This window comes from Actinoplanes cyaneus (assembly GCF_016862095.1).
Lineage (GTDB): Bacteria > Actinomycetota > Actinomycetes > Mycobacteriales > Micromonosporaceae > Actinoplanes > Actinoplanes cyaneus.
Genome location: NZ_BOMH01000074.1, coordinates 1 through 21,487, shown reverse-complemented (window position 1 = coordinate 21,487; position 21,487 = coordinate 1). Strand labels below are relative to the sequence as shown.

Here is a 21,487-nt window from a genome sequence, read left to right as displayed (position 1 = left end):
TTCCTGTGCCCTTCTTTCGGTTCAGATCCGCCTGGGACTGCCACCGTCCTGCCGGAGTGGGAGCCTGGAGGGCAGGGCGGAGAACTATCCGCCGATGATCCAGATGCGTTCCTCGGTGCCGTCGTCGTGTTTGACGGTGAGCCGGTTTTTGTTGGGGCCGAGTACCTGCTGAATGATCTCCAGCACTTGCACTCCGCGGTTGATCAGCTCGGACTTGTTCGGGCCTTGGCCGTCGGCGACCATGCGCTCGAGCGCAGCGACCGCCTGGGGTGTGAGATTAACAGTGGTACGCGTCAGTTGACTGCCGCCGCCTCGACCGCCAGGCGGTTCCGGCCGAGACGTGGGCGGGGTGGGCGGCGTAGCGGCGGTGCCGGTGGTCTTCTCAATGGTCTCGGGATCGATACCGGTAGCGAGATCGGTCACGTCCATCCCTCCTTTACCTACCGCTGAATGACCATGGTGACCCCATCGGGCTCCGCCGGGGCGGACGCGCCGGCAGCAGCCTGCGAGGTCTTGGCATGGTGCCGGCGTGATGGGGCGCCCCTGGCTGACGCCCGAGGATCGCGAGCGCTGCCGCCGTAGCCATAGAGCCGACGGCCGCCGCCGCGCTCGGCTCAGACATGTCCAGTGCTGCGGCACCGAAGGACAGCATGGCAGCAAAGGTGATGACGATGACCACCATCAGCAATCTGTGGTGGCTGCTGAGTGCAGGCGGTTCGACCGCGATGTGAGTGGGTGGTGACTGGATGGGCACCCTGACCTCCTTACGTCAACAGGTCGTGACCGGACTGCCAGCGTGCGCATCGCCGGGCATCGATGACAACCATGATCACTGATCATCTCCCGGGGGTACGACCGAGAGGCGATCCCTCTACATATGCATACGCCAAGACTGACGGACAGGCATACCTATTGCCAAGAGTAGAGTCGTACGTTCCGGTGATAGCCGCTGGCTAGCGGCAATCGTTCACTCAGTTTCACGTCATGCTCACATTGAGTCATAACCTGCCAGCTCAGATGCCGGATTGATCACCTAATCACCACCGGAACGACACGCACCGTCCATGCCTGTGATCTGCAACACAATCTGAGCAGCTCTCACATAGCAGGGGCCGGCACGCCCAGATGTATGAACGAATGAGTGGACACGCGACCATGCATTGGTGCGTTTACCGGTACCCTGCCACTCGGGAGAACGTTTCTGTTCACCCACTCCCCCGTGGTGAAGGAGGTACGGATCATGGGCGGTGTGCCGGAGGATTCGGGTATGCCGAGCTCGATGCGCCGGGCGCCTGACGGTACGGCCCTGCCGGCCGAGCAGAACATAGAGATCAAGAGTGCTGCGGAAGCAGGCAGCCCTGACACCGAGGTGACAAGCACCGAGGTCGCACCAGCGGGGACGGCCCCGCCCTCACAACCAGAGCTCAACCTCACGAACGAACCCGTTCGCCCTTGGGTGGCCAACGTGAGATCCCTGCACGAGACCAGGGACAAACACGAGTTCTGGCTCGGACCCTTGAGGATCGTCGTCTACTCGGCGGAACACGCCGAGGACACCTCATTCCAGGCGGCCGGCACCAGCATGCTGCGGTTCACCTACGGCGGCCTGTCCACCGGAGTGGTCACCGCGGGGGTCAGCGAACTGCTCGCCGACCCCTCCGGTACGGACCTGCTCTACTTGGGCCTCGGGTCCGGGTCGGGGATCATCCTGCTCGGTGTAGCGCTCAACGGCTACCGGATCATGCGCGACCGCAGGCACTGAAACCGCAGCCGACGCGATCGAGCGGGGGCCCATCCCGGCGGGGGAGGATAGGTATCCCGCTCGATCGCGTCGATGGCGTGATGGTTTGCTGCGCCTGGTTCGTCAACCGACGGCCCCGGCCCGGCGGTGACTGTCCCGTAGGCCTTCGAAATGCCCACCACGGGGCCGGCGGAGATCAAGAGCGCGGCGACAGTCACCACAGCCCTGCGGTCGACGCACATGCCCGGAAACACCCGCGATACGACCGCCGTACGCTGACGATGCGGTCACCTGCAGACTTTGCGCGTTCGACTCCGCGTCACCATGACGGCTCCACGAATGGCAGAGACGGAGCTCGGCACGCCAATGGTCGCGCCAGCTGCGGCAGCAGATTGCGAGACAGCCGCTCAGGCCGGGGTGAACAGCAGCGACACGTTCTGGCCGCCGAAGCCGAACGAGCTGCAGATGGCGGCCCCGATCGCCTGCTTGCGCGGCTCGCCGGTGACCACGTCCAGCCGCACCGCGGGATCCTTGGTCTCCAGGTTCAGCGTCGGCGGGATGACCTGCTCGGCGACCGAGAGCATCGTGATGATGCTCTCGACCGCGCCGGCCGCCCCCACGAGGTGCCCGATCGCGCCCTTCGGAGCGGTGAGCACCACGTCGTCGCCGAGTGCCGTCCGGATGGCCACGGCCTCCCCGGCGTCGCCCACGACCGTCGAGGTGGCGTGACAGTTGAGGTGGTCCACGTCGCCCGCGGTGAGCCCGGCGGTCCGCAGCGCGGCCCGGATGGCCCGGATCTGTCCTTCGCCGGACGGCTCCGGGCCGGTGATGTGATACGCGTCAGCGGTGATCCCGAAGCCGGCGAGCCGGGCCACTGGCCGTGCGCCGCGCGCCGCGGCGAACCCGGCCCGTTCCAGGACCACCACGCCGGCGCCCTCACCCAGCACGAACCCGTCGCGATCGACGTCGAACGGCCGGGATGCCCGCTCCGGCTCGTCGTTGCGCTTGGAGAGGGTGCGTGACTGGGCGAACCCGGCCAGCGTGATCGGCGCGATGCACGCCTCGGCGCCGCCGGCGACGACCACATCGGCCTCCCCCGAGCGGATCAGCCGAGCCCCCTGGGCGATCGCCTCGGCCCCGGAGGCGCAGGCCGCCGACGTCGTGTAGACCCCGGCCCTGGCGCCGAGCTCGATGCTGATCCACGCGGCGGCGCCGTTGGGCATCAGCATCGGCACGGTCAGCGGCGACACCCGCCGCGGGCCCTTCTCCTCGATCACGTCGTCCTGCTCGAGCAGCGTGGTGACGCCGCCGATGCCGGTGCCGATCACGACGGCCAGGCGCTCGCCGTCGACACCCGGCGTGCCCGCGTCGGCCCAGGCCTGGCGCGCCGCCACGAGCGCGGCCTGCTGGCAGCGGTCCATCCGTCGCGCCGGCACCCGGCCCAGCACCGTGTCGGGGGAGACAGCCATCGGGGCGCCGATCAGCGTCGGCAGCTCCTCGCGATGGGCGTAGCCACCCAGCAGATCGTCGATGCGCCGCACGCCCGAGCGGCCCTCCAGCATGCCCTGCCACAGCGAGTCGACATCCCCGCCCAGCGGCGTCGTCGCACCCAGCCCGGTGATCACCACATCGTCCGCGCCCATCGGGCCCCCTTCCGTCCGGATCGTGCCGCTAGTTGTATAGCATACAAAAATGACGGACAGCCCGAGCGGCCCCGGACCCCGCAGGACACGCGCAGCCCGGACAGCGGAGCCACCACGCGCCCGCGGCCGGCGCACCCGCGACGCGATCCTGCGGGCCGCCGAGACCCTCTTCGCCGAGCGCGGCCCGGCCGCGGTGAGCGTGGCCGACATCGCGGGAGCGGCCGGCGCCCACCCGAACCAGATCACGTACTACTTCGGCTCGAAGGACGCGCTCTTCGTCGAGGCCGCGTTCCGGCTGCTGCTGCACCAGGCGCAGCGGCTCGAGCCGATCGGGCTGCGCAAACGGACCCCGGAGTCGTTCCGGGCGGCCCTGGCCCGCACCGCACTGGCCCTGCCCGCCGTGCCGGTCGCGGTCCACGCGATGTCGGTGAGCCGGCTGCGGCCCGAGCTGCACGCCTCGGTGCAGCAGAGCCTGTCGGTGCTGTTCCTTCAGGCCGAGCGCTACCTGTCCGCGGTTTTGGAGCGCCGCGGCTGGACGGTCGACCGCCCGGCGGCGGTGGAGGTGCGTACTTTCTGGACCACCGTCTTCGGTGCCCGGCTTTTCACCGAGAGCGGCTACAGCGGCGAGTCGGCCGACGTCGACCTGGCCGGCGTGCTGACTGTCCGGGAGGCCTGATCAGCGCGCCGCGGCCAGCAAGGTGGCCAGCTCGGCCCAGCGCCGGGTGACCGTCGCCCAGGGCGGGACATCCGGGGCGGCCGAGTGCTCGCTGCCGGCCCCGCCATCGTCACCGCCGCCCAGGAACAGGTGGCGGTGCTCGACCGACTCCAGGTACGCCAGAACGTCCAGGCGGTCGTCGACGAAGTGCGTGATGCCGAGCCGCTCGCACACCGGCGCCTTGTCCCGCCGCTCCCGCACGAAGTGCACGTTGCCCGCGGCGATGCCGGTGCGCGCGAAGAACCCGTGGTGGGCCAGCCAGTCCCGGGTGTTCGCGGCGACCTTCGGCCCCGCCTTGGACACGAGGTGCACCCGCCCGCCGAACGTCGCGCCCGTCAGTGTCGCGAGCGCCTCGAAGACCCCGTCGACCGCCGGGGTCTCCAGGGGCCGGCTGCCGAAGAACGAGGTGTCCTCGTCGCGCCCGGCAAGCCTGACGATCACCCCGCCGACGTCGACCCCGAGGACCGGAAGGCGCGCCGGGCCGGGCCCCCGATAAGGTTTGCGTCCCGTGGTGTGCCGGGCCATCGCCGCTCCCATGGTCCTGTGAGATCGCCTTGTCCTGTTGCGACTGCTCGGTGCTGTGAGATCGCCGCTGATCCGGCGGCGGAACCGCCGGCCACGAGGCTATCCGCTCCGGCCGGGGGTCAGGTGCTCGTTCCGCGGGCGACCTGCCGGCGGGTCTCGTCGGCGAGCGCCGGGTACGTCGCGGCGATCACGGCGAAGACCGTGTTGCGGATCGCCACGGTGGCCTCGGCCCGGCCGACCCGCGCATACATCCGGTCCAGCGTCGCGTTGTGGACGGTGGTCCGGTGCCGCAGGTAGCCGACCATCCAGCGGCGCAGGGTCGCGGCGTCGGTCTCCGCGGCGGTGGCGGGTCGCGCGCGGGGGCCGGGCCGGCTCCGGACGACCTCGTTGCGGTGGGCGACCGCCAGCCCGGCCAGCGTCTCCATGGACATCACCGGCACCCGGATGTCGAGCGCCGCGATGTCGGCCAGCAGCTCGGCGCGCTTGGCGGCGGCGACGGCCCGGCTCCGGGCGGACCGTTGCACGAACCTTTCGCGCCAGCGTTGCCACGGCTCGGTCTGTTCCGCGGCGACGACCCGTTCCAGCCGGAACAGCCGCATCGGGCCGGCCGTGCGGAACGCCGGATTCGGCACTGTCCGGTCGGGCTCGCCGAGGAAACGCCGGATCGCCGCCACGGTCCACCCGCGCTCGGCCAGCGCGCTGCCGCTCATCCAGCCCTCGCCGGCGTCGTGCCGCACCTGCATGCACGTCATCTTGTCATGGGTCAACGTCAATCGCAAGGTTGTGGCTGCCCGGGGCGCCTCCGGACAGCCGATCGGGTCACGCGCGAGCGTCACGCCGCCTACGACCTGACTTCCTCTGCATACGGCGAAGTCACTCGGCTTGCGGCATCCAGCGGGCTCGTTCGGCCTGCAGCGCCTCGCGCTGCTCCGGCGTCAGGCGCGCCGTCGCCTCGGAGCGCTGCCGGTTCATCGCGGCCAGCTCCTCCGGGCTCAGCGACGCGGCGAACTCGTGCCGTTTGCGCTGCATCTCGGCGAGCTGTTCCGGGGTGAGGGGCTGGGACATCGTGGTCATCTCCTCGATCAACTGCAGGAAGGTGGTCGTCGACGGCTCGGCCATGCTGCCGAGCGCGCCGAGCACCCCGATCAGGCGGGCCCGCAGACTCATCCCGCGCCGGATCCGCTCCTCGGTCTCGGCGAGCTGCCGCCGGAGCAACCCCGTCGGGTCGCCGGCCGCCTCGCCGAGCGTGTCGCGGATCTCCGGCAGGCTCAGCCCGAACCCGCGCAACGCCAGGACGACGTGCAGTTTGCGCACGTCGTCCCCGGTGTAGCACCGGTGCCCACCCGCGGTGCGGGCCGACGGCACGAGCAGGCCGAGCCGGTCGTAGTGGTGCAGCGCCCGAACCGTCACGCGCGTCGCCCGTGCCAGTTCCCCGACGCGCCACTCGCGCTGGGATTCCTCCATCGGACCTCCTTTCCCGAGGTACGCCGTGAACGCTAGGACCTGACGCGGGGTCGGGTTCAACCCCGATTCTGCGATGGTCGCGGCGATGATCGACATCCTGCGCATCAACCGGATACCCGGCGACCGTCCGTCGTGCCTTTCCGCACGGGGAGGCGCTGGTCGTCGCGAGTGTCCCCCACTTGATGGTCCGAGCCGAAAGTCCGTCGGGGATTGACGGGTGACTGGGTTGGTCAGGGTTTCGGGAGTGATGGGGCGGATGTGGATGTCGCAGACGAAAGTCGAAGGCGCGCTCGAGACTGCCGCTGAACCAGACCTGGCTTTCGTAGCTGTTGCTGCCGGCCACGTAGGTTGCGGTGCCCCAGTGGTGGGCGGACCCGCCGTAGCGCAGCTACTGCCCGGCCCTCCAGATGGAAGTTCGCCGCGGCCGACCTTGAGGACCTCATGGCCCGGATCGAGCGACACGAACAGAAAGGGCAGAAACCCAACCATCCGCCGGCTGCGATCACCAGCCTGCCGTATTGGCCCTGGCCGTAAAACCCCCGAAGACCTTACCGAGCGTACCAACTTAGGCACCCGCGTTCGCGTTGTGGAACCGGGGGTGGGGCGCTTGCGGCGCGGAAAGCGGCATCGGAGTGACCGGCTGCGCCGCGGATCGCGTCACAGCCGACAGGTGAAGCCGGGCCAGCGAGGCAACTCGGCGTCGGGCAGCGAGTCAGGGCGCTAACGAGCCGGGGCCCGGGCAGCGACTTCGCTGCCCGGGCCCCGGGTCACACGCTGGTCAGGCGAGGTTGAGCTGGACCTCGACGTTGCCGCGGGTGGCGTTCGAGTAGGGGCACATCTGGTGGGCGCCCTCGAGGATCTCCTTCGCCTGCTCCTCCGGCAGGCCGGGCAGCTCGGCCTCGATCGTCACGCTCAGGCCGAAACCGCCGCTGGGAAGCTGGCCGATGCCGACGTCGACGGTGATCGCGGTGTCGGTGAGGGTAACCTTGTGCGCGCTGGCGACCCGCTTGAGGGCACTGTGGAAACAGGCCGCGTAGCCGGCCGCGAACAGCTGCTCCGGGTTGGTGAGGGCGCCGCCGGGGCCGCCCATCTCCTTCGGGATCGCCAGGTCGAAGTCGAGGACACCGTCGCTGGAACGGACGTGGCCGTTGCGGCCGTCACCGGTCGCGGTGGCGGAGGCGGTGTAGAGCGCGGTCATGCGGGGTCACCTTTCGTGGGAATTGCGGGAGGGCGGTTCGCTCGGACGAGCAGGCTCCGCAGTTGGATGAGCTCGTCGTCGGTCAGGTTGACCGAGCAGAGCAGCGCCTGGGTGAGGTCGCCGATCTCGTCGCGCAGACGCTGACCGGTTTCGGTCAGGCTGACCAGGACGGTGCGCTCGTCGTCGGCGCCACGGGCGCGGGTCAGGTGCCCCTGCGCCTCGAGGCGTTTCAGCAGCGGAGAGAGGGTGCCGCTGTCCAGCCGCAGGGTGCGACCGAGATCACGGACAGTGATGGGTCCGTCGTGCCAGAGGACCCGGAGAACCAGGTATTGCGGGTACGTCAGACCGTGCGGGTCGAGCAGCGGACGGTACAGCGAGGTCATCGCCCGACTGGCCGCATAGAGCTGGAAGCAGATCATCTCGTCCAGTGCCGCGCTCTCCCGCATGCCCAGAACAGTAGTACACGATTAAGTTGTGCGCAACCGATTTCTGGCGTGGGCCACTACGACGTGTGATCATCGCGGGATGCCGGGCATCCGATTCGTGAAACTTCCCCCCGCCGCCCTGTCCGCCCTCGTCGACGGCGACCTGGAGGCCGCGAGCAAGGCCGCCGGAACCCCGCTCAGCCAGTACCTGGTCGACGAGAGGTGGCTGTGGGAGATCCGCCTCGAGGACGTGCGGCGCAACCCGGAGGCCGCCGACTGGATCGCCCGCGCCGCGGTCACCGACCCTGGCGGGATCGTTGTCGGTCACGGTGGCTTCCACGGCCCACCCGACGCGCACGGCGTGGTCGAGGTCGCCTACTCCGTCGACCCGGCCCACCGCCGTCAGGGCTACGCCAAGGCGATGCTGCGCGCCCTGCTCGGCCGCGCCGACGCCGACCCGCGCGTCACCGCCGTCCGCGCCAGCATCCGCCCCGACAACGCCGGCTCCCGCGCCACGATCAAGGGCTTCGGCTTCCGCAAGATCGGCGAGCAGTGGGACCCCGAGGACGGCCTCGAAGACGTCTACCTCCGCCCCGCAAAACCCTGACCCCGACCATTGGGTACGCCGTGAGCCCCGCCCCGTGCCCTCGGCCGCCACCTCGGCGCGCCCGGGCTGGTTCTCACCGTGGTAGTCCATCCCGAACAACCACGGTGAGACCCAGCCGGAACCGCGACCAGCGCCACGACCCGGTGCGTCCGCCGGCTGGCGCCGACAGCCCTGAGCACCAGCCGCGACCGGCCGGCTGGCACTGACGGCTGGAAAACCAGAACGTGACAACCGTCAGCACCAGCCGCGACCGGCCGGCTGGCACTGACGGTTGGAAAACGGGGACGTGACGACCGTGAGGGCCAGCCGGGGAGCGGGGGCGCAGCGGTGGGGTGGGCGGCGGCGGGCCTCGCGTGGGCTCGCACGAGAAGGGCGGCCGGGCCGGCGGGCGGGACGCGGACGGTGGTGGGCGTCGTGAGGGCGTACGCGCGAAGGGGGTTGATCCTCAGCGGTCCAGCCGGACGACCAGAGGACGATGGTCGGAGACGGCCGGGTGCGGGGTGCGGACCTGGACGACGCGGCCCAGTGCGGAGGCGCCGCGCGGGTCGGCCAGGACGTGGTCGAGCTGGGTGCGCGGGAACGGGCTCGGGAACGTCGCGGCACGGGCCAGGGGGCGCCAGCCGGTGAACGCGCGGACCGGCCCGGTCGGCATGTTGAGGTCGCCGAGCAGGATGCGCGGAGCCGGCAGCGCGCGCATCGCCCGGACGACGTGGCGCAGCTGGCGCACGTTCCAGCCGGGCACGAACGACAGGTGGGTCGTGCCGACGCTGAGCGGACCGTCCGGCGTCTCCAGGACCGCAGCCAGCAGCACCCTCGGCTCGTCCTCGAGCAGCAGCAGCCCGTCGCCGGTGAGCACGGGCGAGCGGACCGGCGCGGCCGGCAGCTGGGTGATCTGCCAGCGTTGCACCGGGAAGCGACTGACCAGGGCGATGCCGTACTGCGGGTGGGCGATGTCGGCGTCGGCGTGCCACGGCTGCCAGGTCTGCCCGGGCGTGCCGACCACGGCTGCGGCGAACCGGTGGGCGGGCGCCTCGAGGGCCTGCGCGCAGAGCACGGTCAGGTCGAGACCACCCGAGCGGGGCTGCGCGCGGTCGACCTCCTGCAGGCCGAGCACGTCCGCGTCGAGGTCGGCGACGGCGTCGCGGACCCGGTCGGCGTGGACCGCGCCGTCGGACAGCGATCTGCCGTGCAACAGGTTGAAGGTGGCCAGGCGCACAGGCCGACCCTAGTCAACGCACCCGCCGGGCAGGAGACCGGCACCTCGCCACGCCGCCGGGTCGCGCCTGGCCGCGCTCGCAAACCCACGCTCACCTGCTGACACACCGCGCCCGCTAAGGTGTCCGGATGTTCACCAAGGCGCTCTGCTGCTCGATGGTCGTCTTCATAGGCGTCGCGATGTTCGGCATGTGGCTGCAGAGGATGCGCGGCCGTAAGTGATCATCACGCTCCTCGTGGCGGCCGCCGCTGCCGGCTGGGTCGACGCGGTCGTCGGCGGTGGCGGTCTGCTGCTGCTGCCCGCCCTGCTCGTGGCCGCCCCGCAACTGCCGCTGCCCACGGCGCTGGGCACGAACAAGCTCGCCGCGATCTGCGGGACGAGCACGGCGGCGTTCACGTACGCGCGCCGCACCAAGATCGACTGGGGGGTGGCGGGGCCGTCGGCCGCCCTCGCGCTGCTCTGCGCCGGATGCGGGGCGCTGCTCGCCGGGTCGATCCCCGCCGCGGCGTACCGGCCGGCCGTGCTCGTCGTCCTGATCGGCGTGGCGATCTTCGTGACCGCGCGACCCGCCATGGGGCTGGCCGAGCACATGGAGAAACGCACTCCCACCAGGAGGGTCGTCGCGGTCGCGGTCGCCGGCGGGGTCGTCGCGCTCTACGACGGACTGATCGGTCCGGGCACCGGCACGTTCCTGGTGCTCGCGTTCACCACGATCGTCGGCGCGGACTTCGTGCACGGCTCGGCCATGGCGAAACTGGTCAACACCGGCACCAACCTGGGCGCGCTGATCGTCTTCGCGGCGACCGGGCACGTGCACTGGGGGCTCGGCGCGGGCATGGCGGTCTGCAACATCGCCGGTGCGGTCGTCGGCGCGCGGATGGCGCTGCGCAAGGGCTCGGGCTTCGTCCGGATCGTGCTGCTGGTCGTGGTGCTCGCCCTGATCGTCAAGCTCGGATTCGATCAGATAAGAATGAGCTGATGAGCGACGAGTCCGAGAAACTGATCGCCGAGATCGAGGAGCAGGAGCGCCGCCTGGTCTTCGACAAGTTCGACGAGGCCGACGCGTGGGCCCTCGGCTGCCTGCTGGTGAACCTGGCGACCCAGCGCGGGCTGCCGGTCGCGGTCGACATCCGGCGCGGCGAGCAGCAACTCTTCCACGCCGGCCTGCCCGGCTCGACCGCCGACAACGACGTCTGGATCGCGCGCAAGGTCCGCGTCGTCTACCGGTTCGCCGGCTCGTCCTATCTGGTCGGGCGGCAACTCGCGGCCAAGGGCAGGCAGCTCGACGCCGCCATGGGGGTCGATCCGGCACTGTTCGCGGCGCACGGCGGGGCGTTCCCGATCCGGATCCGCGGTGTCGGGGTGGTCGGTGCCGTGACCGTCTCCGGGCTGCCGCAGGCCGAGGACCACGCGCTGGTCGTCGAGGCCCTCGAGACGTTCCTGGAGGACTGACTCTGCCGTCAGCAGATCCGTTTGGGGCCGGGACCGGCCGTCGGGCAGGCTCGGCCCATGCGGATTCTGATCCTCGGGGGCAGCGGGTTCGTCGGTCGCGTCCTCGCCGAGACGGCGGTGGCGGCCGGTCACCACGTGACCGTTTTCAATCGTGGCCGTCGTGACCCGGTGCCCGGCGTCGAGGTGCTCGTCGGCGACCGTCTCGCCGAGGGTGGCCTCGCGGCGCTGCGCACCGGCACGTGGGACGCGGTGGTCGACACCTGGTCGGCGGACGCGACGGCGGTCGGCACCGCGGCGGCACTGCTCGCGGGACGAGCCGGCCATCTGACGTACGTCTCCAGCCGTTCCGTCTACCGGTGGCCGCTCGACGGCGTGCTCTCCGAGGAGGCGCCGCTCTGCGATCTCGACGATCCGGGCTATGCCGGGGACAAGCTGCGCGGCGAGCGGGCGGCCGAGGCGTTCGGCGGCCCGGTCCTGTTCGCCCGGGCCGGGCTGATCCTCGGCCCGCACGAGGACGTCGGCCGCCTGCCCTGGTGGCTGAACCGGCTGCACCGGGGCGGCCCGACGCTCGCGCCCGGGCCGCGGGACCTGCCGTTGCAATACCTCGACGTACGGGATCTGGCCCTGTTCCTGCTCGCCAACGTCGGCGCCACGGGCCCGTTCAACCTGGTCAGCCCGCCGGGGCACACCACGATGGGCGAGCTGCTCGACACCGCCGCGCAGGTCACCGGCGGCCACGCCGAGCTGCGCTGGACCGACCCGGAGACGATCCTCGCGGCCGGGGTGGAGCCGTGGACGGACCTGCCGATCTGGCTGCCGCCGGGCGAGGACCACCACACCATGCACGAGGGCGACGTCGGCAAGGCGCTCGCCGCGGGCCTGCGCTGCCGGCCGGTTCGCGAGACCGTGGCGGACACCTGGCGCTGGCTGTCCACGCTGGCCGGCGACGTCCCGCGGCGCACCGACCGACCGGCGGTCGGCCTGGACCCGGCCGTCGAGGCGAAGCTGCTCAGCGCTGCCTGATCGCCCGGCAAAGCTGCTCAGCGCTGCCTGATCGCCCGGCACGCCTGCTCCAGGGCTTCGCGGACGCCGTCGCGCCAGCGCTCGTCGGTCACGTCGGGCAGGGCCCCGGGCGCGGCGCGGGTGTCCATCGCCTGGACCGCCATGCGTTTGAGCAGCGCCTGACGGTAGGCGCCGAGGATCGCGGCGACGAGGGCGTCCGCGCCCCGCAGCCGCTCGGCCGCACCGGCACTGACCTCGACCGCGACGCCACCGTCCGCGGCCACCTGCACCAGCACCACCCCGTCGTCGTCGGTGCCGGTCTGCGCGGCGCCCGGCCGCAGATCCGGCCCGGGGCCGACGCGCATCCGGGCGGGCTCCGGCCGTGGCGCGACTGCGAAATCCCTGTCCACGCTCGGGGAAACCCCGCCGGAGCCGGCCGCGCCCACGTGCGGGTGACACGATGCGGTGATCGCGAATTCGGCCGCCGCCGGTGAACCGGCGGCGGCCGGACGGGGTGTTACCACCCGGGCCGCGCGCCGCCCGGCTGCGGGCGGCGCAAGCGGGCGGCGCAAGCGGGCGGCGCAAGCGGGTGTTACAACGAGCGGGCCGCGTGCCGGCCGGCCGCGCGACCGCTGAAGATGCACCCGCCGAGGAACGTCCCTTCGAGGGCGTTGTACCCGTGCACGCCGCCACCGCCGAACCCGGCCACCTCACCCGCCGCGTACAGCCCGGGCAGCACCTGCCCGTCCGCCCCGATCGCCCGGGAGTCGAGATCCGTCTGGATCCCGCCGAGCGTCTTGCGGGTCAGGATGTGCAGCTTCACCCCGATCAGCGGCCCGGCCGCCGGGTCGAGCAGCCGGTGCGGCGTGGACGTGCGCCCGATCCGGTCGCCGAGGTAACGCCGCGAGTTGTAGATCCCCTGGATCTGCGCATCCTTGGTGACCTTGTTGGCCAGCTGCCGGTCCCGTGCCTCGATCTGCGCGCGCACGTGCGCCGCGTCCAGCAGCGGCGTCCCGGTCAGCTTGTTCATCCCGGCGACGAGCTCGTCGAGCTCCGGGGCGACCACGAAGTCCTCACCGTGCTGCTTGAACGCCTCCACCGGGGCGGGCGCGCCCTTGCCGAGCAGCCGATCACGCAGGAACGCCTTGCGATCCTTCGCGGTCAGATCCGGGTTCTGCTCCGAGCCGGAGAGCGCGAACTCCTTCTCGATCATCTTCTGGGTGAGGATGAACCAGGAGTGGTCGTGCTCGGCCAGCTCCGGCGTCGTCCGCAGGTAACGCAACGTGCCCAGGGTGTCGTAACTCGGGTAGTACGGCTGCGGCAGCCGGCGGCCGAGCGCGTCGAACCACATCGGCGACGGCGCGGACAGGATCCGGATGCCGTGCGCGGGCCAGATCGGGTCCCAGTTGCGGATGCCCTCGGTGTAGTGCCACATCCGGTCCCGGTTGACCAGGCGCACCCCGGCGTCCTCCGCGATCCCGAGCATCCGCCCGTCGACGTACGCCGGCACGCCCGTGATCATCGTCCGGGGCGCGGTGCCGAGACGGGCCGGCCAGTACTGACGGACCAGGTCGTGGTTCGCGCCGATCCCCCCGGTCGTCACGATCACGGCCTGCGCCCGTACCTCGAAGTCGTCGATCTCGTCCCGGTTGGACGGGAAGCCACGGGCGGCGTCGTCGTCCTTCAACACCTTCCCGCGTACGCCGGTGACCGCGCCACCCTCCACGATCAGCTCGTCCACGCGGTGCCGGTGCCGGAACCGCAGCAGGCCGGACGCGGCGGCCCGGTGCGCGGACGCGGCGAACGGCTCGACCACGCCCGTCCCGGTCCCCCAGGTGATGTGGAAACGCGGCACCGAGTTGCCGTGCCCGCCGGCCCGCAGGTCGCCACGCTCGGCCCACCCGGCGAACGGCAACCAGGTCAGGCCGAGCCCGGCCAGCCAGGAGCGCTTCTCCCCGGCGGCGAACTCGACGTACGCCCTGGCCCACTTGACCGCCCAGGAGTCCTCGTCGCCGAGCCGGTCGAAGCCGGCGCTGCCCCGCCAGTCGCTCCACGCCAGCTCGACGCTGTCGCTGATCCGCGCGCGGCGCTGCTCGGGGCTGTCGACGAAGAACAGACCGCCGAACGACCACCACGCCTGCCCGCCGAGGTTCGCCGCGTTCTCCTGATCGAGCAGCACCACGGTCTTCCCGGCGGTGGTGAGTTCGTGCGCCGCGACCAATCCGGCCAGTCCGGCACCGACCACGATGACGTCCGCGTCCACGACGACCCCCTCCACTCCCGGAAACATCAGTGCCCCGGAATGTATCCGATACGTGAACAGGATTCGTGACACGCCGAACAGGCACTGTGTCCTCGCTCGCCCCGCAAAACCCCGGCACGGACACTACGGCCGATCACGGCGACAATGGTGGAGTGCCGCACGACATCCCCACCTCCGGCCCGGCGCAGACCCGCGCCGCGCTCGAGAATCTCCGGCCTGACCTGGTCGAACGCTACGATGCGGCACTCCCGGGGGCGCGCGCCGCGGTGCTGCGCCGGCTGCACCTGGCCCTCGACCGTGAACCTCTTCCGGGTGCCGGCACCGACCACCCCGAGACCGATCCGATCGAGCTGACCGAGCGGCTCTGGCCCGGCACCCCGTTCGCCGCCGAGATCGCGAACAGCGTCGCCAACCTCGCGCTCGCCCGCGCCAACCGCGTCCCGCGGGTGCTGCCGGCCGCCGGTGACCCGGACGGGCTCGGCAGGATCGAGCAGCTGGAGACCGACGGGCACCCGCTGCACCCCTGCTGCCGGACCCGCGCCGGGATGACCGTGGCGGACGTTCTCGCGTACGGGCCCGAGCACCGCCCGGTGATCCGCCTGCGCCGGCTGCGGGTGCCCGCCGAGCGCTGGCACGGCACCGCCCAGCCCGTCCTCTACGCCCACCCGTGGCAGGCCGCCCGGCTGCTGCGCCGCTACCCGTGGCTGACCGACGCCGGGCCGACCCGGCCGGTGCGCCCGCTGATGTCGCTGCGCACCGTCGCACCGGTCAGCGGCGGGCCGCACCTCAAGACCGCTGTCGACGTGCAGATGACCTCGGCGGTGCGGACGGTCTCGCCCGCGGCCGTGCACAACGGGCCGATCCTGAGCGCGGCGCTGCGGGAACTCACCGCTGACCTGCCGATCGACGTCCTGGCCGAGACCGAGGCGGGCGCGGTGATCACCGACGACGGGCCGGACCGGCACCTCGCCCACCTCGTGCGGCGCGCGCCGAGCCTCGGGCCGGGAGAGACCGCCGTACCGCTGGGGGTCCTCGCCTCCGCCCTGCTGGACACCGTCGACGACCCGTACCGATGGCTGGCGGAGCTGACCGCGGTGTTCTTCGCGCCGCTGACCACCGTGCTGCGTCGCGGCGTCGCCCTCGAGGCGCACGGGCAGAACTCCCTGGTCGTGCTCCGCGACGGTCACCCGGTCCGGGTCCTCTACCGCGACCTGGGCGGCGTCCGCGTCGACCGGCGTCTCGGCCTCGACCTGCACGGTGACCTGCTCACCGACGACCCGGCCGTGCTGCGCACCAAGGTCGCGGCGGCCGCGCTCGGCACCGTCGCGACACAGCTCGTCGACGCGTTCGCCGAGCACCACGGCGCCGAGCCGGACCGGCTGTGGGAGATCATCGCCGCCGGCCTACGCGACAGCCCGGACCTGCTGACCGGATCACTTCCGGTCAAGGCGACCACCGCCATGCGCCTCGCCGCCGACCCGCTCGACGACATCTGGACTTACCGGCCCAACCCCATGGCGGTGTACGCATGACCTCCAGCCTCACCACCGGACGCCTCGCCGCGGCCGCCGCGCACACCCAGGCGGCGCTCGCCGTGCACGCGCCGCACCTGGTCGCCGGGTTCCTCGACCACCTGCCCCACGCCGCGGAGACAGTCGGGCGACGGTTGCGGGGCGCCCTCGCCCGTGAAGGCCTGACCAGCGACGACGACCGGGGCGCGACGCGGCACGCATTCCATCGGGTCGAGTTCGCGCGCTCCGGCGTCGCCGACCCCGCGGAGCTGCTCGGCGATCTCGGCGCCCCCGGGTTCGCCGCCGAGATCCGTAACGCCGTCATCAATCTGGCGATCGCGCTGTCCCGGCCCGGCCCGGCCCGCGGGGGCGACGCGGACGAGGCGGCGATCGCCGGGGAACGGCTGGCCATTTCCGGTCACAACCTGCACCCCTGCGGTCGTACCCGGCTGGGGTGGGACACGTGTGACGTCCTCGCCCACGACTTGGAAGCAGGGGAGACCGCGGTGCGATTCATCGCGGTTCGCGATGCGGCGCATCTCGGGGACGATCTGAGCGAGTTATATCCGGACATTTCGTCCTTGAAGCCCGGCTATCGTGCTCAGCCGGTCCATGCCTGGCAGCACGCCCTGGTCCTTGACCGCTACCGGCATCTGTTCGCCGACGGCACGCTGCGAGAGCTGGACGGCGAGCTGCCGGCCGTCCCCACCGCCGCCCTGCGCACGCTGCTGCTCCCGGCGGCGGCCGACGGCACCCGCCGCTACCTCAAGGTCTCCCTCGACATCCAGGTCACCTCGACCCGGCGCAGCATCTCGGTCGCCAGCACCCGCAACGGCCCCGCCGTCTCCACCCTGCTGCACCGCTTCGCCGCCGGCGAGCCGACCCTGCTGCTGATGGCCGAGACCGCCGGCGCCGCCGTCCCCGCCGGCTCCGGCCGCGACCTCTCCGCCATCCTGCGCGACGGCCTCACCGGCCGCCTCGCACCCGGGGAGGAGGCGATCCCGGGCAGCGCCCTCCCCTACCGCATGCGCGAGCTGATCACCCGGCACGGCGGCGGCCCGGCGGCCTGGCTGACCGATTACGCCCAGCTGCTGCTGCCCCCGCTGCTGCGGCTCGCCACGCACGGCGTCGCCCTCGAGGCGCACCTGCAGAACTGCCTGCCCACGTTCGTCGGCGGCCGCCCGCACCGGCTCGCCCTGCGCGACTTCGCCGGCCTGCGCCTGCACCTACCCCGCCTCGCCGCCGCCGGGCACCACATCGACCTGTGGCCGGGGTCGGTCGTCGGCACCGACGAGGCGGCGGTGATGCGCGCCAAACTCGGCTACACCGCCTTCCAGGCCCACCTCGGCGAGATCGTGCTCCACCTCGACCTCGACGAACGCGCCGCGTGGCGGATCATCCGCGACGTCGTCGACGAGACCTACGACGGCCTCGACTCACCCGCGGCCCGCGAGGACCACGCCGCGTACACCGCGCCGACAGTGCCGCACAAGGCGCTGGTCCGCATGCGCCTGGCCGACAACGGCGACATCTACCTCCCGGTGGAGAATCCGCTGCATGGCTGAGCTGCCCTCGCACGTCGCCGCCGCGCTGCGCCGCCTCCCGGCGCCGGCCTGCGCCTACGTCTACGACACCGGGGCGCTGCGCACGGCCGTCGCCCGCCTGCGGGCCGCTCTGCCACCCGCCACCACGGTGCTGTACGCCGTGAAGGCCAACGGGCACCCCGACGTCGTACGGACACTGGCTTCCGCCTGTGACGGGCTGGAGGTCGCGTCCGGTGGCGAACTCGACCTCGCCGTCCGGGCCGGCGCCCGCCGCATCGTCTTCGGCGGCCCCGGCAAGACCGACGCCGAGCTGGCCGCCGCGGTGCGGGCCGGCGCGCTGCTCAACGTGGAGAGCCGCTTCGAGGCCGAACGGATCGCCGCGCTCGGCCTCTCCGGCGACATCTGCCTGCGGATCAACCGCAACGACGTCGCCGTCACCGGCAGCCACGCGATGACCGGCACCCCCACCCCGTTCGGCATCGACGAGAACCAGCTCGCAACGGTCCTCGACACCCTCCCGAGCAGCCTGAACGTCATCGGCTTCCACCTGCACGCCGTCTCGAACAACCTCGACGGCACGGCGCACGCCGCGTTCCTGCGGGACGCGATCACCTGGTCGATCACGACCGCTTCGGCGTACGGCATCAGCCTGAAGGTCGTCAACGCGGGCGGCGGCCTCGGCGTCGACCACACGTCGGCGGCCACCATCGACCTGGCCCCGCTGTCACAGGTCGACGTGCCCCACGGCGTCGAGCTGATCCTCGAACCGGGCCGCTTCCTGGCCGCCGACGCCGGCTGGTACGCGGCCGAGGTGCTCGACCTGAAGACCACCCACGGCCGCACGTTCGCCGTCCTGCGCGGCGGCACCCACCACTTCCGGCTCCCCGCCGCGTGGGGTTACAGCCACCCGTTCACGATCCTGCCGGTGGACACCTGGGATCGGCCCTACTCACGCCCGTCCGTGACCCACGTCCCGGTCGACGCCGTCGGCGAGCTGTGCACCCCCCGTGACGTCCTCACCCGAGGCCAGCACGTCGACCGTCTCCGCGTCGGCGACCTGCTGGTCTTCGCCCGGACCGGCGCCTACGCCTGGGACATCTCGCACCACGACTTCCTGCGCCACCCCGCCCCGGAGTTCATCGTCCTGTGAACGGGTCAGTCCGTGATCGACCACTTCAGTTCCTCGACCCGGGCCAGCACGGCCGTCGCCTTCTCGATCGCGTATTCGCCGGCCGGCACCTTCCGCGCCGCCTCGAGATCCCCGGCGGCGGTCTCCACCAGCAGCGGGACGTCGCCGCCCGCGGCCCGCAGGAACGCGACAGCCATCGGAAGGAACCCGCCGGCCAGGTCGACGATCACGGAATGGGTGGCGTCGAGATAGCGGCGGGTCAGCGCCGCCACGAAATCCTGATACACCGGCAGGTCGACGTCGTATTCGTCGTACTCCAGATCGACGATGCCGTGCGGCCGCCCCGCGACCACCGTCATCGCCCCGGCGGTCCGGTAGAAGAGCTGCGCGGGCGTCGTCGCCGGATTCCACACCGACACGCCGCCCACCATGAAGTACTGGCTCACCGGCCATCCCTCCTCGCGGCGCCCAGGACAGCGCCCGCCGCGCTCAGCACCAGTAGTCCGGCGCCGACGGCGCTCTGCACGTGCGGTTCGGTGTCACGGATCGCCAGCACCGACACGAACGTGCCACGCTCGACCGGCCGGGGCCGATTACGCCGCGCGGCGTCGGCCGCCTGCCAGCACAGGACGCCCAGCAGTGCCACCCCGGCAGCCGGGAGCAGCAGCGCCCGTACGTCGCGACGCCGGGCCACCGGCACCAGGGCGCCCCCGAAGCAGGCACACGCCAGCCCCAGGGCGACACTCACCGCGATGTAGCGCCGGTACGCCGCGGACGGCTCGGTCAACCGCGCGAGGATCTCCTCCGGGGTGGCACCGGTCACCGGATCGGACGAGCCCGTCATGGGATCCGGCCAGCTCGACACGTGCACGCCGACGACGACCCCGAGCAGCAGCAACCCGGCCCAGAGCGCCAGCCGCACCGGGACCGGCGCGGCCCGCGTCCACGGATGGACCGCCAGAACCGCCAGCACGCCGAGACACCCCACAGCCGCCATCGGCGCCGACCCCAGCAGCGCGCCCGTCACCCCCAGCACCGCCGCGACGGCGAACGACAGCAGCAACCTCATCGGAGCACAGTAGACAATCCCCCTCACCTCTCGCGATCCGCCGACCACCAGGAATGCGTCGCGTCGAGCCATCGGCTCAGGTGGAGGCCGGCCTCGGCCAGCTCGTCGCGCAGTCGCGCCTCGGTGATCCGATACGCCGTGAACCGCTGGGTCCAGGAGCGCGCATCGAGGCGGTACGTCGTCTCGGCCGTCACGTGCTCCGCCGTGGACCGCACGAGCCGCACCCTGCCGTGCACCGGACCGAGCCGGCCCTCCCGATCGACCCGGCCGAACCAGGACGGCGGCAGCCACTGAGCGATCAGCATCCCACCGGGCACGAGGTGACGTACGCAGGCCTGGGTGAGAAGGCGGCGGTCGTGCGCCGTGCTGATCAGGTTCGCGGCCAGCAGCACGACGTCGAAGCGCTCCCCCAGCCGCACGCTCTCGATCCGGGCGTGCACCGGGGTGACGTCACGCAGGTGGCCGAGCATCGCCGCGGACTCGTCGACGCCGGTGACGTGATGGCCTTTCGCGGCCAGGGGGTTGGCGAGACGGCCGGTGCCGCAGCCGAGCTCCAGGATGCGGGAGCCCGGTGGGATCGCCTCGTGGATCAGGTCGGGCTCGTGGCCGGCGGGCAGGTGACGGTAGACCTCGACCGGGCACCCGTCCGGCGTCACCTCACTGCTCATGCCGCAACTGTGCCACCGGTTGGTAAGCCTCATCGCACCACGCCTAGGGCATCCTAGGATCCTAGGATATGTAGCTTTGCCCTTAGGGCAGACCGATAGGTTGGCGGTCTGGACGGCATCGGAACCGACGCAAGGGAGCGCCGACCCATGAACGCGATCACGATCACCACGGTGGACGATCTGGAGCCGCTGCGGACGATCATCGGCGGCGCACGGGTCGTCGGCATCGGCGAGTCCGCCCACAACGTGAGCGAATACCAGCGGGTGAGGCACCTGCTGGTGCGGTTCCTGACTGAGCGGCTCGGCTTCTCCACCGTGGCCCTGGAGTCCGGGTTCAGCGAGGGTCTCCTCGTCGACCGCTGGGTGCGCGGCCTCGAGGACGGTGACGTCGCGGAGATCGCCGGGCGCGGCCTGACCTACGGGTTCGGCGCCACCGAGGAGACCCGCCGGCTGCTGTCCTGGCTGCGGGAGGACGGGCGCGTGCGCTTCGCCGGCCTGGACCTGCCCGCCGACCTGGGGTCACTGCTCCCCGCACTGGATGGGGTCGCGCGCTTCCTCGCCGACGTCGACCCGGGAGCATCGCAGATTCTCGACCAGCTTTCGGCGTACGCGAAGAGCTGGTCGAGTCCGTACACCATGGCGGCCCTCTCGGCGTACCGGGAGATGCCGCCCGCCGACCGCGACGCGCAGACGATCCTGCTGTCCGAGCTGGCCGCGCGCGTCGACACGATGCGCCCGCTGTACCCGGCGGCCGGGTTCGCCACCGCCCGGCACGAGCTGCGCCTGGCCGTCCTGCTGGACCAGATGCTGCGTGCCCAGGTCGCGGCCATGGGTGGCTCCGGCATCCACGCCGCGGTGAACGTGCGCGACACGGCGATGGCCGAGACCGCCCGGCAACTGCTGAGCGACGGCGGCCGCGTGGTGATCTCCGCGGCCAACACGCACCTGCAGCGGATCCCGATCCGGCTGGGCGGCACGTTCGAGGTGGCCGTCCTCGGCAGTCACCTGGTGGCCGAGCTGGGCGACGACTACGTGTCGATCGCGCTCACCTGTGCCCGTGGCCGCACCCCCACGCGACGCCCGGCGCCCGGCACCGAGCGCGGCGTCGAGGTGCTCACCGTGGACCTCGACGAGCCCGCGCCGGGCAGCGTCGAAGCCATGCTGACCTCCGACGCGGTCGATCCGCGGATCACCGACCTCCGGCCGTTGCGAGGCACCGCGGACGGCCCGCAGCGTTTCCGGAACCTCGACGGTTACCTGGAACTGCCCGTCGCGGACGCCTTCGACCTGGCGGTCCTGGTGCCGGAGCTGAATT

The 21,487-nt window shown here is 71.8% G+C and carries 23 protein-coding genes; 10 read left to right on the top strand and 13 right to left on the bottom strand.

The window, feature by feature from the left end; genetic code table 11:
• Window positions 1-84: 84 nt before the first annotated feature.
• Window positions 85-423, bottom strand: coding sequence for a hypothetical protein (locus Acy02nite_RS41015; protein WP_203754146.1), 339 nt, complete (start codon window positions 421-423; stop codon window positions 85-87).
• A 1,042-nt stretch (window positions 424-1,465) separates the two neighbouring features.
• On the opposite strand from Acy02nite_RS41015, the gene Acy02nite_RS41010 reads away from it, so the two are divergent.
• On the top strand, window positions 1,466-1,762 hold the full coding sequence (locus Acy02nite_RS41010; protein ID WP_203754144.1) for a hypothetical protein: 297 nt from the start codon (window positions 1,466-1,468) through the stop codon (window positions 1,760-1,762).
• A 386-nt stretch (window positions 1,763-2,148) separates the two neighbouring features.
• On the opposite strand, the gene Acy02nite_RS41005 is transcribed toward Acy02nite_RS41010, so the two are convergent.
• Window positions 2,149-3,384, bottom strand: a complete 1,236-nt coding sequence (locus Acy02nite_RS41005) for a beta-ketoacyl-[acyl-carrier-protein] synthase family protein (protein ID WP_203754142.1) — start codon at window positions 3,382-3,384, stop codon at window positions 2,149-2,151.
• A 49-nt stretch (window positions 3,385-3,433) separates the two neighbouring features.
• Between Acy02nite_RS41005 and Acy02nite_RS41000 the strand changes: the two genes are divergently transcribed.
• Window positions 3,434-4,060, top strand: coding sequence for a TetR/AcrR family transcriptional regulator (locus Acy02nite_RS41000; protein WP_203754139.1), 627 nt, complete (start codon window positions 3,434-3,436; stop codon window positions 4,058-4,060).
• Here Acy02nite_RS41000 and Acy02nite_RS40995 read toward each other — a convergent pair whose 3' ends face one another.
• From Acy02nite_RS40995 to Acy02nite_RS40975, 5 genes are all read right to left on the bottom strand, one after another.
• Complete coding sequence (locus tag Acy02nite_RS40995) at window positions 4,061-4,624, bottom strand: hypothetical protein (protein ID WP_203754136.1); 564 nt, start codon at window positions 4,622-4,624, stop codon at window positions 4,061-4,063. It abuts the gene before it with no gap.
• Window positions 4,625-4,743: 119 nt separating this feature from the next.
• A complete protein-coding gene (locus Acy02nite_RS40990; RefSeq protein ID WP_203754133.1) occupies window positions 4,744-5,367 on the bottom strand; it encodes a hypothetical protein in 624 nt (207 codons plus the stop codon).
• A gap of 130 nt (window positions 5,368-5,497) precedes the next feature.
• Window positions 5,498-6,088 (bottom strand): MerR family transcriptional regulator, encoded by a 591-nt coding sequence (locus Acy02nite_RS40985; RefSeq protein ID WP_203754130.1) that lies wholly within the window; start codon window positions 6,086-6,088, stop codon window positions 5,498-5,500.
• Window positions 6,089-6,866: 778 nt separating this feature from the next.
• Window positions 6,867-7,286, bottom strand: a complete 420-nt coding sequence (locus tag Acy02nite_RS40980; protein ID WP_203754127.1) for an organic hydroperoxide resistance protein — start codon at window positions 7,284-7,286, stop codon at window positions 6,867-6,869.
• Window positions 7,283-7,732 (bottom strand): MarR family winged helix-turn-helix transcriptional regulator, encoded by a 450-nt coding sequence (locus Acy02nite_RS40975; protein WP_203754124.1) that lies wholly within the window; start codon window positions 7,730-7,732, stop codon window positions 7,283-7,285. Before Acy02nite_RS40975 ends, Acy02nite_RS40980 begins: the two co-directional genes overlap by 4 nt.
• 79 nt (window positions 7,733-7,811) lie before the next feature.
• On the opposite strand from Acy02nite_RS40975, the gene Acy02nite_RS40970 reads away from it, so the two are divergent.
• Window positions 7,812-8,318 (top strand): GNAT family N-acetyltransferase, encoded by a 507-nt coding sequence (locus Acy02nite_RS40970; RefSeq protein ID WP_203754121.1) that lies wholly within the window; start codon window positions 7,812-7,814, stop codon window positions 8,316-8,318.
• A gap of 445 nt (window positions 8,319-8,763) precedes the next feature.
• On the opposite strand, the gene Acy02nite_RS40965 is transcribed toward Acy02nite_RS40970, so the two are convergent.
• On the bottom strand, window positions 8,764-9,534 hold the full coding sequence (locus tag Acy02nite_RS40965; RefSeq protein WP_203754118.1) for an endonuclease/exonuclease/phosphatase family protein: 771 nt from the start codon (window positions 9,532-9,534) through the stop codon (window positions 8,764-8,766).
• Between the two features lie 217 nt (window positions 9,535-9,751).
• Between Acy02nite_RS40965 and Acy02nite_RS40960 the strand changes: the two genes are divergently transcribed.
• The 3 genes from Acy02nite_RS40960 to Acy02nite_RS40950 are packed head-to-tail and all read left to right on the top strand — an operon-like array spanning window position 9,752 to window position 12,009.
• On the top strand, window positions 9,752-10,513 hold the full coding sequence (locus Acy02nite_RS40960; RefSeq protein WP_203754115.1) for a sulfite exporter TauE/SafE family protein: 762 nt from the start codon (window positions 9,752-9,754) through the stop codon (window positions 10,511-10,513).
• A complete protein-coding gene (locus Acy02nite_RS40955; RefSeq protein ID WP_203754112.1) occupies window positions 10,513-10,986 on the top strand; it encodes a heme-degrading domain-containing protein in 474 nt (157 codons plus the stop codon). The genes Acy02nite_RS40960 and Acy02nite_RS40955 overlap by 1 nt, the downstream gene beginning before the upstream one ends.
• A 57-nt stretch (window positions 10,987-11,043) precedes the next feature.
• Window positions 11,044-12,009: a Rossmann-fold NAD(P)-binding domain-containing protein gene (locus tag Acy02nite_RS40950; RefSeq protein ID WP_203754110.1), complete on the top strand. Its 966-nt coding sequence runs from the start codon at window positions 11,044-11,046 to the stop codon at window positions 12,007-12,009.
• Between the two features lie 17 nt (window positions 12,010-12,026).
• Here the strand turns inward: Acy02nite_RS40950 and Acy02nite_RS40945 are convergent, their stop codons facing one another.
• Window positions 12,027-12,398 carry a hypothetical protein gene (locus tag Acy02nite_RS40945; protein WP_203754108.1) on the bottom strand — a complete coding sequence of 124 codons (372 nt, stop codon included), beginning with the start codon at window positions 12,396-12,398 and terminating at the stop codon, window positions 12,027-12,029.
• A 182-nt stretch (window positions 12,399-12,580) separates the two neighbouring features.
• Entirely contained in the window at window positions 12,581-14,251 is a 1,671-nt protein-coding gene (locus tag Acy02nite_RS40940; RefSeq protein ID WP_203754332.1) for an FAD-binding dehydrogenase, read from the bottom strand.
• 152 nt (window positions 14,252-14,403) lie between these two features.
• Between Acy02nite_RS40940 and Acy02nite_RS40935 the strand changes: the two genes are divergently transcribed.
• From Acy02nite_RS40935 to Acy02nite_RS40925, 3 genes are read left to right on the top strand one after another with little or no spacing between them, the layout of a single operon-like run.
• Entirely contained in the window at window positions 14,404-15,783 is a 1,380-nt protein-coding gene (locus Acy02nite_RS40935) for an IucA/IucC family protein (protein WP_203754106.1), read from the top strand.
• On the top strand, window positions 15,780-17,327 hold the full coding sequence (locus Acy02nite_RS40930) for an IucA/IucC family protein (RefSeq protein ID WP_203754104.1): 1,548 nt from the start codon (window positions 15,780-15,782) through the stop codon (window positions 17,325-17,327). The genes Acy02nite_RS40935 and Acy02nite_RS40930 overlap by 4 nt, the downstream gene beginning before the upstream one ends.
• The gene (locus Acy02nite_RS40925) at window positions 17,320-18,456 is read left to right on the top strand and encodes a type III PLP-dependent enzyme domain-containing protein (protein ID WP_203754102.1); all 1,137 of its coding nucleotides are present in this window, start codon (window positions 17,320-17,322) and stop codon (window positions 18,454-18,456) included. Before Acy02nite_RS40930 ends, Acy02nite_RS40925 begins: the two co-directional genes overlap by 8 nt.
• A 5-nt stretch (window positions 18,457-18,461) precedes the next feature.
• On the opposite strand, the gene Acy02nite_RS40920 is transcribed toward Acy02nite_RS40925, so the two are convergent.
• The 3 genes from Acy02nite_RS40920 to Acy02nite_RS40910 are packed head-to-tail and all read right to left on the bottom strand — an operon-like array spanning window position 18,462 to window position 20,172.
• Window positions 18,462-18,881, bottom strand: a complete 420-nt coding sequence (locus Acy02nite_RS40920) for a DUF6086 family protein (RefSeq protein ID WP_203754100.1) — start codon at window positions 18,879-18,881, stop codon at window positions 18,462-18,464.
• On the bottom strand, window positions 18,878-19,504 hold the full coding sequence (locus tag Acy02nite_RS40915; RefSeq protein ID WP_203754098.1) for a hypothetical protein: 627 nt from the start codon (window positions 19,502-19,504) through the stop codon (window positions 18,878-18,880). The genes Acy02nite_RS40920 and Acy02nite_RS40915 overlap by 4 nt, the downstream gene beginning before the upstream one ends.
• A gap of 23 nt (window positions 19,505-19,527) precedes the next feature.
• On the bottom strand, window positions 19,528-20,172 hold the full coding sequence (locus Acy02nite_RS40910) for a class I SAM-dependent methyltransferase (protein WP_203754095.1): 645 nt from the start codon (window positions 20,170-20,172) through the stop codon (window positions 19,528-19,530).
• A gap of 147 nt (window positions 20,173-20,319) precedes the next feature.
• Between Acy02nite_RS40910 and Acy02nite_RS40905 the strand changes: the two genes are divergently transcribed.
• A partial coding sequence (locus tag Acy02nite_RS40905; protein WP_203754092.1) for an erythromycin esterase family protein occupies window positions 20,320-21,487 on the top strand: 1,168 nt, incomplete at its 3' end.